General features: G+C 72.4%; 7 protein-coding genes and 1 pseudogene. 3 read left to right on the top strand and 5 right to left on the bottom strand.

What is annotated here, in order from left to right; genetic code table 11:
• Positions 1-634: 634 nt before the first annotated feature.
• Positions 635-1,114, top strand: coding sequence for a peptidoglycan-binding domain-containing protein (locus IE145_RS18515; protein ID WP_229825634.1), 480 nt, complete (start codon positions 635-637; stop codon positions 1,112-1,114).
• 375 nt (positions 1,115-1,489) lie between these two features.
• On the opposite strand, the gene IE145_RS18510 is transcribed toward IE145_RS18515, so the two are convergent.
• The 4 genes from IE145_RS18510 to IE145_RS18495 all read right to left on the bottom strand — a co-directional run bounded on the left by IE145_RS18510 (position 1,490) and on the right by IE145_RS18495 (position 5,291).
• Positions 1,490-3,052, bottom strand: coding sequence for a hypothetical protein (locus IE145_RS18510; RefSeq protein ID WP_189526289.1), 1,563 nt, complete (start codon positions 3,050-3,052; stop codon positions 1,490-1,492).
• Complete coding sequence (gene grrM / locus IE145_RS18505; protein ID WP_189526288.1) at positions 3,049-4,182, bottom strand: cyclophane-forming radical SAM/SPASM peptide maturase GrrM/OscB; 1,134 nt, start codon at positions 4,180-4,182, stop codon at positions 3,049-3,051. Before grrM ends, IE145_RS18510 begins: the two co-directional genes overlap by 4 nt.
• Positions 4,179-5,027 (bottom strand): hypothetical protein, encoded by an 849-nt coding sequence (locus IE145_RS18500; RefSeq protein WP_189526286.1) that lies wholly within the window; start codon positions 5,025-5,027, stop codon positions 4,179-4,181. Before IE145_RS18500 ends, grrM begins: the two co-directional genes overlap by 4 nt.
• Positions 5,028-5,093: 66 nt before the next feature.
• Entirely contained in the window at positions 5,094-5,291 is a 198-nt protein-coding gene (locus IE145_RS18495; RefSeq protein ID WP_189526284.1) for a hypothetical protein, read from the bottom strand.
• Positions 5,292-5,519: 228 nt separating this feature from the next.
• Here IE145_RS18495 and IE145_RS18490 point away from each other — a divergent pair, with 228 nt between their 5' ends.
• Both IE145_RS18490 and IE145_RS33950 read left to right on the top strand, forming a co-directional pair.
• Positions 5,520-7,184: a CATRA system-associated protein gene (locus IE145_RS18490; protein WP_189526282.1), complete on the top strand. Its 1,665-nt coding sequence runs from the start codon at positions 5,520-5,522 to the stop codon at positions 7,182-7,184.
• Complete coding sequence (locus IE145_RS33950) at positions 7,126-8,865, top strand: CATRA conflict system CASPASE/TPR repeat-associated protein (protein ID WP_373296602.1); 1,740 nt, start codon at positions 7,126-7,128, stop codon at positions 8,863-8,865. The genes IE145_RS18490 and IE145_RS33950 overlap by 59 nt, the downstream gene beginning before the upstream one ends.
• A 50-nt stretch (positions 8,866-8,915) precedes the next feature.
• Here the strand turns inward: IE145_RS33950 and IE145_RS33945 are convergent.
• A pseudogene (locus IE145_RS33945) lies at positions 8,916-9,698 on the bottom strand (CHAT domain-containing protein); the annotation flags it as partial.
• Positions 9,699-12,086: the final 2,388 nt, after the last annotated feature.

Here is a 12,086-nt window from a genome sequence, read left to right as displayed (position 1 = left end):
GACCCCACCCGCAGCTCTGGCTGCATAAACCCCGCTGTCACCCGATCATGCAGCAGTCCCGGTTTCCTACAGCCCGAAGAAGCTCGGGTTCTTCTAGAGCCTGAAGTCGGTTGCCTGGAGAGGCCGTCACGCTCCGGGCAGTCCGGCTCCGGCTGTCACTGCAGGTAGGCGACAGGGCGCTCATGTCGATGGTCGACCTGCACGAGGACCGCCCCCGGACCAGCCACGGACCAGATTCTTGGCCGGGGTGCGAGACCGGCCGGTCGCCGTGGACGAGGCGGGTCGACAGGATCGCGGCCGCGTACTCGATCTCCCGCTCGATGGCATAGCTGTAGTCGACCCGCCCACGGCCAGCGCCGGCCTCCCGGCACAGGGCACGAGCCAGGCCCCGGCAGACCAGATGCTGCCGGTTCCCACTCCCCCGGCGGCCATCCGACCATCCCGGCGCCCGTGCCACCCGCTTCGGCGGACTGAGGGCTCCGGGCGGCTTTACACCTCAAAGGCGTTGCTGGCAGCGGCAGTTCTCGGTCAACGTCCGGTGGACGGCCTTTCTCCGACGATCATCTGGGCAATAGCGTGCTTTCTTGGTGCACCGCTCATTCAGGCTTGTTCCTCCTACGGTTAGGAAGAGAGCATGAGGTTCAGTACCTGGAAGCACACGATGGTCGGCGGCGTCGCTGCCGCAGGAATCGCCGTCGGCGCTTGCGTCGGCGCTTGCGTCGGCGCAAGCGCCACCGCCGCCGCGGCTCCGAGCGAGACGCCGCTGAACGTCACCACCCGGGTCTCATCACAGGCAGTCGAGAATCTCGGGCTCAACGCCAGGCAGGCCAAGGGAATCCAACACCATCTCCAGGTCCGGGGTTACCGCCCTGGGGCTGTGGATGGCTACCTGGGCACCGACAGTTGGAAAGCGATGCAGCGATCGCTGCGCGAATACCACGAGTACACGGGCGCCATCGACGGGATCGTCGGACCCAACACCATCAAGGCGCTGCAGCGCATGTTGAAGGAGTACTACGGCTACACCGGCGCAATCGACGGCATAGCCGGGGACGGCACCCGGGCCGCATGGGCGCGCTGCGGCAGCGCCTGGGCCGACCATTACGGCTACTGACACGCCCGCCACTATCGGGATAGGCCGCCTGCAACCGGGGCTCTGCATCGCGGGCGAAGGCCGTGGCAATGTCCGCACAGCGTTCTGAGTGGCCGTCAAGGTTGAAGATGTTCACGATGGACTGGTAGGCCGTGTTCGTCTCGGATGGATCGCGGTCGCCTTCCAGCGGGTGCGAGTTCGGCGATGACCTCGGCGGTGGTGGCCAGGTCCGCGAGTCGCGCTTCGATCTCGGCCGGCCCGAGGGTGTCGGAGTCGTGCGGCGCTCAGGACCGCGATCGAGCGATCACGGACCGGGGAAGATCGGATCTGACGTCCACTGAACCGGCTCAGGCAGAGCAAGGCACTCGCCAACCGCTGCGACAAACGAGCCCGCCACTACGGCCGGCCCGTCGCGACCCGGCTCCAGCCGGCGAGGGCACTCAGGGCGAAACACAGGTGGGAGCGGGCCGACGTCCCCGTCTGCGCCCGGACCAGCTCACCCACGAGGTCGGGGTCCAGGAGCGGCGCCAGTGCCGAGGCGTCGGTGTCGGCCAGGCTCGCCAGCAGCTCACTCCGGGTCCGCAGCGGCACTTGGTCCACGTAGAACGGCGTGCTCGGCAGGGCGGGTCCCCTCAACCAGTAGCGGAGCGGGGGGCGGCGCGAGGTGGTGGCACCGTAGCGCTCCTCCGGGTAGCGCAGCAGCGCCGGGCACAGCAGGCCGATGGCCCAGCGGTGCCAACGGTCGCCCAGCTTCCCGTCACGGGGCATAGCCTGAACGGCGTCGCTCCAGTCGGGGGCGAACAGGGGCACCCGCCAGCGGCTGAAGGTGCCGATGGCCGCCAAGTTGGCGGCGATCTTTCGGTGCCCGTACTGGGTGCGGAAGAACGCCTCTGACGCCCCGAGCAGCGTGCCCCGCATGGCGCCCACCGGCAGCGCCGCCCGGATCCGCTCCCTCTGGGCCTCCGGCTCGAGGGCCTCCCGGAGTTCGTCCGCGAGCCGATCCCGTTCGTCCGGCAGGAAGGGATGCCCACCCGCGCGTTCGAGCAGATGGGCGGGAGCCTGCGCGGCCGGGCGGTTGGCCCACAGCAATGCCCGCCTGCCCACCGCGGGCAGATGGTAGGCCCGGGCCAGCTCGCCGTGATAGCCGAAGAGCACCGGCTCGGTGCCGCCCGCCTCCGCGACGTGCGCCATCCCCGCCCAGTTGCTGATCGGCAGAAGTCCGTCCGATGCCGCCGTGATGCCCTTGGCGCTGGACATGAGCGCGGACTCGGAAACGACGTGCACCTCGTGGGGCAGGCCGAAGTCCCGAGCGATCGCCAGCGCGACGGTGCGGTCGAACGAGCCGACCACTCCGGAGATCAGCAGGCGCGGCTTGATGCCGTCGGCCAGGAGGGCGGCGAGCAGGAGCCGGGCGTCGAGGCCGCCCGACATCGAGAGGGCGCACGGGATGCGCGCAGCGTCCCGGACCGCGGCGCGCAGCGCGGCGAGGGCGGTTCGGGCGGCGACCCTCGGCGGTCCGGGCTCGCGCGTCCGCGGTGGCACCGTCACCAGGTCGGCGCGGAGGCGGGACATGGTGAGGACAGCCCCCGCCGGTACCCGGAGGATGTCGCGGTCGAGCGTGGCGTCACCCAGCGGATGGCCGTGGACCAGGTGATCGGCCAGGGCTGCGGCGTTCCAGCGCGGCGCGCGCCCCGCGAGGGTGAGCACGTCCGTGACGCTCGCGCCGTGGACGCGGCTCGTGACGGTGTCGTAGTAGTGAGCCACGGCCCCCGAACGGGAGGTCACGATCACGTCGCTGTCGGGGAGTTCGGCGGCGACCACGAAGTGTCCCGGCAGATCGACCAGAGCCGCGACGCGGGAGGCATCGGCCCGTCCGTCGGCGAGTGCGGCACGGACGGCGTCCTCGGTGGCCGGGGGGCAGTCGCCGCGTACCGTGATCCTCGGCGCCGGGGTGCTCATCGGCGCGCCGTCTCGAGCTCGTCCAGCACGACGTCGGCGACGGCCATGACCCCGAGCGAGCAGAACGCGGTGCGGGTGGCGGCCATGTCTCCGCACTCGGCCCATTTGTTCGCCGGAGCGCCGCCGCCGCACACCGCGTAGTAGGAGCAGGACCGTTCGCAGCCGGCCCGTCCGCGCTCGACGTCCGACGTCAGCAGCCGGAAGGTCTCCGGCCAGCGGTCGAAGCGGAAGCCGGGGTCGTCCACCCGGCCGATCACGAAGTCCCCGTATCGTTCGCTCATCCAGCCGAACAGTTCCGGGGAGAAGGACGACACCCGGCCGTCGGCTCCCACGGTGACGATGGACAGCGGTTCGTTCTGCGTGTTGCGGATGGGCAGGGCGTGGTGCAGGACGTGGCGTCGCATCGCCGCGAGTTCGCGCACCTCGACGCCCGTCCTCTTCGACCACCGGGCGACGCGGTGCAGGAAGGCCCGGTACTCCGGCTCGAAGCCGTCGGCCCGGTGCAGACCGGAATCGTTGCCCCCTTCCGTCTCCTCGGGGTTCAGTCCCAGCGAACGGGGGGCGAGCTCCGCCATGAAGTCCAGGTAGGCCCCGGTGTGCGCGAGCGTCGCCGGGGTGACGACAGAGATGACGTCGTAGCTCAGTCCCGCCCCCACCAAGTGGGACACGCCCTTGAGGGCGCGGGCCAGGGTACCCGCCCCGCTGCGGGTGCGGCGGTGCGCGTCATGTACCTGCGTGGGGCCGTCGAGACTGACGCCCACGCGCACCTCCTCGTGCTGCAGGAAGTCTGCCCACGCCCTGTCGAGCAGCACACCGTTGGTCTGGAGCGAGAACGACAACCGGGTGCGGTCCCCCAGTGCCTGCCGCAGCAGTGCGTGGGCCTGGGAGTAGAACGATCTCGGCACGGTGAGCGGTTCACCGGCGTGCCAGCGGACCTCCACCGCCGGTGCGAGCAGACCGCTGCCGGCGAGTGCCTGGGCCGTGGCGCGCACGGTGTCGAGGGGCATCACGGTCCTCGTGAGCCGGTCAGGCAGGTAGCAATACGCGCAGTCGATGTTGCAGAAGCCGGTGGACTGCAGCACCACCTGCCGTATCGGGCCGGGCGCGGCCGGGCGACGCGGCGCGTTCATCGGGCCTCCCGCACCAGTGGGGCGACGGTCAGGCGGTTGGCCGTGAGGAAGGAGACGTCCGGCAACCCCTCGGTGTTGGTGGCGCCGTCGTGGAGCACGTCCTGGGTGTTGACGAGGTACGCCTGGCCGGGCCTGAGCCGCACGCGCAGCACCGGGTGGGTGGGGAAGGCCGAGAAGAAGGCGTTCTTCAGGGCGTGGCTGGTGTGCGGTACCGCGCGGTCGGTCGCCGCGAGCATCAGCGCCAGGTCGGCCGTGCGGAGGTTGACGAAGTGGACGTACCGGTCGGTGAACCCCAGGTTGGCGACCGTGAGGAGGAGGGAGCGGTGCCGTTCGGTCAGCGGGAGCTCCTCGTGGTTGTCCAGGTGAAGACCCATGAAGGTGCGCTGCTCATAGTTGTACGCGGTCGAGACGAGGCCGGAGCCGTGGACCACGCTGTCGCTGGCCCCCTGACGGGTGCTGCGTGCGCCGACGCAGGACCCGACGGCGTCCAGCACCCGCTCACGGACCCGGCCGAGGACCGCGCCGCGCCGCCCCGCCTGTTCGTTCGCGTCGCCCTCGCGGGCTGCCGCGAGCACCGGCAGCAGTTCGCCACGGCAGGCCTCCAGCGAGTCGGTGTCCAGACCGAGCACGGTCAGCATCCGGTTCAGCGGGGTAGCCGGTGCGGGGTCGAGCAGCTCCCACTCGGCACGGACGAGGGGACGCCAGTCGTCCTTGGGGACGACGGCCGTCGGGTCTGCCGCCGTCCCGGGGACATCAGCCAGCCGACGCGTTCCCGAACTGATCATGACGTCCGACGGGTGGAAGGCGTCACAGCGAACGGAGAGGGTGATTCCGGTGGTCAGCATGCGCACTCCAGTTCTGGAGAACCCGGGGCCGCGCCAGACGCGGCCCCGGGGCACGGGTGAAGGGGGTCAGTCGCCCCAGGTGGAGTACCCGGAGAGGCAGGAGCCGCGGCTCGCGGACGGGTGTGTGGCCCGGAGGCGCTCCACGCGGTCCGTGACGGACCTGACCTCGCCCGTGGCCACGGACACCGACAAGGGGCCGCGGCCCGTGCCTACCACGGCCGCCATCCGTACGGTCAGGTCGGCGTTCTGCTCTGTCGTGGACATCTTTAACTCCTTTTCTCACCTTGGCTGTTGGGCCTCCGAAGTCAACGCGCCGGGCTGCTTCCGCCGCAAGCACCGAATCGCTTCCCGTCTGCTTCCCTCGCGCTACCGCCGTTGCCTGATGCGTCGTTAGACTGGCGCGGGGCCGTGCTGTCACGGGCGACGGGGGGCGACGTGAACGATCTGCGACTGACACTGTTCGGCAGAACCCGGGTGCACCACGGTGCCGAGGTGAGCACACCGCCTCCGCTGGCCACCGCCGTCCTGGCCCGGCTCGCCGTGGCGGGGGGAGAGCCGGTCACGGTCGACGAGGTGGCACGCGACGTCTGGGGCGTGACGCCGCCGCGACGTGGAGACCGGGTGGCGGTGCAGAAGCGGGTCCTGATGCTACGTCGGCTCTTCGACCGGGGCAGTGGTGACGGTTCCGCTGTGATCGTCACCGAACCGGGGAGGGTGAGTACGTACCGGCTGGCCCTGCGGTCCGACCAAGTGGACCTGTGGAGGTTCCAGGAGCTGGTGCGCGATGCCCGACGGCTGCCGCTTGCCCTGGCCGTCGCCGGCCTGTCGCACGCCCTGGACCTGTGGAGGGGCCGCCCCCTCCAGGACGTGGAGGGCTACGGGTTCGCCGACGGGACGATCGCACGTCTGCACGCCCTGCACGAGACGGCGCAGCGCGAACTGGCACGGGCCCACACCGCGGTGGGTGACAACGCGGCGGCCCTCGCCGTCACGGAGCGGCTGGCCGAGTCACTCCCGGAAGACCTCGCCCTCGACCTGACGGTGTCGGAGCTGCGCAGCCGTGTGCGCGAGGAGGGCGCCGTGCTGGCCCGGCACCACTTCCCCGGCATGCGGACCTCGGTGTCGCTGGTCTCCGGCGATCTCCTCCACCAGTCGGACGCCGACCTGGTGATCGGGTTCACCGACACCTTCGACACCGTCACGGACGACCGGGTGATCCACCGTGACAGCCTCCAGGGCCAGTTACTGCGCATCCTGTTCCGCGGGGACCGCAAGCGGCTCGACGACCAGTTGCGGAGGGAGCTGCGGCATGTCCCGGCGGTTTCGGTGGAGTCCAGGTCGGACAAGCGCCTCGGCAAGCTCACACGCTATCCCCTGGGCACGATCGTCACCCTGTGGGCCGGCGAACAGCAGATCTTCGGCGTCGCCTACAGCCGCATGGGCAACGATCTGGCCGCCCGTTCCTCCTCACAGGATCTGGCGCACGGCATGGAACGCCTGTGGGAGCACACCGCCCGGCACGGGCGGCGCCGCCCCGTGGCGATCGGACTCGTCGGCGCCGGGCTCGCGCGCGTCGAGGGCCTGGGGCCTCAGGAGTCGCTGGCTACGGTCGTGCGCTCGTTCCTGGCCCGTTCCCGCATCGGTACGGTGAGCCCCGAACTGCGGCTCGTGGTCCGGCCCGACGCCATCGCCGGGGTCGGGCCGACGCTCTTCGCGAGGTTCCTCCGCGAGCAGGAGGAGGGTGCCACAATCGAGGGCCCCCACACGGATCAGGAGGAGTCCCCCAGGATGTCCGTGTACGACGGAAGGACCACGGCGTCCGACAGCGCCGCAGAGTACGACGACGCCGTCGAGGCCCTGAACGAGGTACTGCGGTGGCGGCTGCCGCCCGCAGACTGGGAGCAGGTGAGCCGGTCCGTGGACGCCCTGGCGCTCGCCCTCCGCGGCGGCGGCGCCGAGGAACTGCTCGACGCCACGACCACCTTGGAGGACCTCGCTCCTTCACGGGTCGTCCGGGCCGGCTCCGTGCCCCGGGAAGAGGGCGCCGAACCGCAGTTGCGCGAGCGCGTCAACGTCCTTCTGCACGAACTCACCACCGGTGGAGACGGTTCCCGGACAGACATCCCGGTGGAATCGAGCGGCTCCGACAGTGGCTGAGACTCCCGCCGCACCGGTCAGCGCAGCGCCGGAACTTCTCGACGAGCATCTCGTGATCCACCTCGTGGCCCCCCTGGGCAGCCCCCGCGCCACGGCCGCGTACGACGCCGTGAGGGGCCTGTGGACGGCTTGTCGGCACCTGTTCGCCATGGACCGGGCCCTGCCGGGCAGCGGCCTGCCCCGGGATCTTCCGGCGACGGCCGCGCAGTTGCTCCAGGCCACGCCGGGCACAGACGAGGTGCGCACGCTGGCCGCACAGGAGAACGCCGAGGACGACTACCAGGCGGTGCTGCGGCGCCACCACGACGTGCTGTCCCTCTCCGTGGCCCTGGCACCACGACACGACCGGCCCGGGTGGCGGCTGCTCACACGCCAGTGGGATGCGGTGTCCCACGGCAGGACCGAGGCACTGATCGGCGAGGCACGCGTCTACCTCGCCCGGCTGCCAGCGTCGACCGGCGGCTCGGCCCCGCCGCTCGCCCCTGCCGAGGCCGAACCTGCCGTGCGAGGCCTGCTTCCCCCTACGCTCCGGACTCCCGGGGGACACACGCAGGGTGTCGCCGGGCAGGAAGGGCTCCACCTGTGGGAACTCGCCCCGGGCGGGGACGAACGGTACCGGCGGGACTTCCTGCTGGTGGCGGAGGCGGACGACGAGGTGCGGGCCAGCGCCTGGTGCTGGTCCTCCGGCGGAACCTCGATCCCCCCGCTCGCGCGCTACCTGCTGCACGCGGCCAAACTCCGCTACCAACTGCGGGTCTGGCGGTGCGACAACCGGGCGTCCGAGCTGCGGGCCCGCCTCGACGAGACGACGGGACGCCCCGGCGGCCGCGTCCCCGCCGGCTTCCCGGACTCGACGGACGCGCCGGCCGAGGCGCGCCGCCTGGTGCCACGGCTGCGCTCTCTGCGCCGCACCGTGGATATCGCCGCCGACAACATGGCCCGGGCCCTGGGCAGTCCGCCGCCGTACACGGGACCGTTCGCCGACGACCACGCGCTGGCCTCGTGGCTGTCGTCCGCGATCGACGACGAAGCGGGCTACCTGACGGACGCCGTGGACCGCTGGGAGGCCCGACACGGCCCCGTGCCGGTCCCGCGGGCACCGGAGCCGGCCCCGTCAGCCGCGGTGCCGGACGAGGCGCGGCGCAACGTCTTCGTCGTCCACGGGCGGGAGTTGACGATCCGGACCGGGATGTTCGCCTTTCTGCGCGCTCTCGGCCTGCGCCCGCTCGAATGGGAGACCCTCGTGGAGTCCGCGGCGGAGGGCAGCCCGTTCCTCGGGGAGCTGGTGGCCCGGGGCATCCGCCAGGCCGGGGCGGTCGTGGTCCTGCTGACGCCGGAGGACACCGTCCAGCTCCACCCGCGGCTGTGCGCCCCTGGCGATCCCCCCGAGGAGACCTTGGCCGGAATGCAGGCGCGGCCCAACGTCCTGCTCGAACTGGGCATGGCCCTCGCCCACGCCCCGGCCCGGACGGTGATCGTCCGCATAGGCACGCACCGCCCCATCGCCGACCTGGCGGGGCGCAACTTCATCCAACTGGAGGACACCGCGGCCTGCCGTCGAAAGCTCGCCCAGCGGCTCCGGGCGGCCGGGGCGCCGGTGGACGACCGAGGGCAGGACTGGCTGACCGAGGGGACCCTGCACGCCCCGCCGCCCACGCCCTCGTGGCACGGCGGGTCATGAGCCGCCCCGAGGGTCATGTGGCGGGGCGGGGCGTCACGGACCGCTGTGCACCAGCGCCGCCCACTGGTCGGGGCGGGCCGGGTTCCGATCCTCATCCACCGCGCGGCCCGGTTCAGCGCCTCGGCGCTGCCCTCCGAGTCCTCGGGTGGAAGTTCCTCGTAGAAGCGGCGCGCGAAGCGGACCGCCACGGGGTCCGCGACCGGCCACAGGCTGCCGATGACATGACGAAAGCCCGCCTGCCGGAACGCCGACGCCACGTGCAAGGCCTCACCGGCGTACCGCCAGCCGCCCTGCCCCGTGGAACACGCTGAGAGGTAGGCGAGTTCGGCGCCCGCCAGGTCGAGTGCGGCCACTTCGGCGATCGTCAGCGGACCGTCGGCCAGGTACAGAGCCCCTTCCGAAGGCGAGAGAGGATCGATGCCGGCGTGGCAGGCGAAGTGCACTCGGCTCGCCGCAGACAGCGCCGCCATCACCTCCGCCCGCGACGCGTCCGGCAGCACGGTGGCCCCCCGCGCCGCCAGCTCACGGGCTTCCCGAAGCGCCCCGGGCAGCTCCGGCAGGCCGGGACTGCTCGACACGGCGACGGCGAGCTGCCGCCGCGGGCCGGTCCTGCCGGGGCGGCCGACGCCGTCCGACGCGCGGACCGACGGCGCGTACGAGGACACCACCGCGTCCAGGCAGCCGGCGCCGCCGATCGGAGCAGCCGCGTGGAGGGGAAGGACGGAGATCAGTCCGACCGGGATCCACCAGAGCCGGGGACGCGGCTCGGGAACCAGCTCCCGCACGCGTGTCGTGACGGGCTCTCCGACGGCGGTCCACAGCCAGTCCAGCATCAGGGGGAGCTCATCGGCCAGCCGGGCATGCGGGTCCGCCCGCACCTGCCCGGTGGCCAGCGCGAACAGCCCGGTGTGCTCGGACGCTGCCGCTCCGGTCAGTTCCGGCAGCGGCAGCGCGACCGGTTCCCGGCTCGGTCCGATGATCAGTGCGTGTCCGGTGCGCCGCCCCGCGCTGACCACGACGACCGCCCCCGGTCCCCCTCCGGGCCTCAGGACGGAGACGTCCTGAGGCAGCAAGAAGCGGGCTAGGCCGTGTCCCTCCCGCACCGCCGCGCACGCCTCCTCGTACGCGGCGTACGCGCGAGGGGCGTCGTAGGGCCGAGCCTGACCCGGCGGCCGCGCCGCGGACAGTGCCTGTCGGATGCTGGTGAAGCGCCGTGCGGCAGCCGCACGCTCGGCCTCCGCCGGGGACGGGAGCCCGGGTGGTGGCCTGCGGGGTGCACTGGTGCCGCCCGCCGCCAGCAGGCCCCGGACGAGTTCGGCGGAGGCGAGGGCGGACGCGGGATCGCTCCGGGCGCAATGCGCCTCGATGGCGTTCTCCGCCAGTCCGAGGTGCGTCGTCAGCGGCAGAACCAGGTCGATCGGGTTCGTCGAGTCGGGGACGGCGTACGGGAGCATCAGCGCGGCTTCGTCGAGGAGTTGGGCCGCCCGCGCGTGGCGGCCCGCGGCCAGTGCGAGGCCGCCGACCTCCTGGAGCGACTGGATCCGGGCCCGGGAGGGGGCGGGCGGGCCCCATTCCCGGTCGAGCAGGAAGGCGACGTGGTCCCGGTCCGTCGTACGTAAGCCGGCGTCCGTCCGCTCGGTGAGAGCCGACGCGGCGACCGCAACCGTGGTCAGGGCCTCTGCGGAACGCGGCGCAAGCCCGCGCAGGGCCGCGACACCATGCTCGACCGCCCCGTCCAGATCGCCGGGCCGGCGCAGTCGGCGGTACCGGGACAGCAGGACGGACGCCAGGTTGGAACGTGCCTTCGCGATGGCGCGGGGGCCCGGCCCGCCGGCTCGCACGGCCTCCTCGGCGGCCGCCACGGCACGGTCGAGGTCCGGTGTCCGGCGCAGGAGCCCGTAGCGCATGTGGTAGGCCTGGGCCAGTCCGCTGACGGCCTCTTGGTACAGCGCGCTGCCACAGGGCAGGGCGGCAGCGGCTTCCTCCATGAGAGCGACCGCCCGTTGTACGTCGGAGGCTTCCTCCGCCCGGCCGCAGCGTGACAGCAGGCAGTGGCCCAGGTGCAGGGCCGCGGACGGCCGGTCGGCCGGGCGCGAACTGAGCGACAAGGTCTCCTCGGCGAGGCCGACCGCCCGGTCGAGATCGGTGGAGCGGCCTTCGTACTCGTAGCGCCACAGCAGGGTCTCCGCCAGCGCGCCCAGGGCACCGACCCGTTCGCCGGTGCCCAGGGGTGTGGCCGCCAGGGACAGTTCTCCCGCGGTCACGGCGCGGCTGATGTCCTCGGGTCGCCCGAACAGCACGCATCGCTGGAGCAGAGCCACCCGAAGCTCCTCGTACAGGAAGGCGACCTGGGCGGGCCCGGACGGCGGTTCCGGGCGCAGCGCCTCGGCCAGGACGGCGAGGGCGCGCTCCAGGTCGGCGGCGTTGCCGTCCAGCTCGTGCCGGGTCCGCAGAGCGAGCGCGAGGTTACCGCGCCGGGGCGCGAGTGCCGGGTCCGTGGGGCGTGCCGTGCGTACCGACTCCTCCAGGGCGGACACGGCCCCGGCGGCGTCGGCCGGCCGGGCTCCGAACTGATGGCGCGTCAGCAGAGCGAGCCCCAGGCGCTCCAGGAGTTTGCTGCGGCTCTCGGAATCCGGGCCGACGGCGTCGACCGCGGTACGGCTCAGTGTCACGGCCCGCTCCAAGTCCGTGGGGTCGGCGATCGCGGCCGCATGGGCGCGCTGCCGGTGTGCGACACCGAGCAGGCTCGTCAGCTCCGCGCGGTGCTCCGGGTCGGTGGCCTGGGCTGCAGCGGCGTCCAGCAGCGCCATGACGGAGACGGTGTACGGGCCGTTCTCCTCGGTCCTGGCCCGGCTCAGGAGCTCCTGAGCGAGCCCGAGCTGGGCCCGCGGGTCCGTCCTGCCGCCCAGCACCGGCAGCAGGGGGACGGGGATCAGCGCGTCGTTGCCCATGAGCGGGCCGAGATAGAACACCGCGCGCGCGAGGTCTGCGAAGCCCTCGTCACCGGGGCTGCGGTCGTACCGGTGGAAGTGGAGCCAGGCAGCGGCGTGGTACAGCTGCGCCAGACGCCGCCGACCCCGGCCGGTGACGGGCAGCCGGGTGGTCGCGGTGGTCCGGGCGGCCTCCGCCAGCTCGGCGTCCGCGTCGGCGCCGAACAGCAGCCGCCGGTTCTCGGTCCGCTGGAAGGCGATGACGCGGTCGGACAATCGGGTTCGCAAGGC

It is taken from the genome of Streptomyces sindenensis (assembly GCF_014649035.1).
GTDB lineage: Bacteria > Actinomycetota > Actinomycetes > Streptomycetales > Streptomycetaceae > Streptomyces > Streptomyces sindenensis.
Note: the sequence above shows the minus strand (reverse complement) of the source record. Positions and strands in the feature narration are given on the sequence as shown.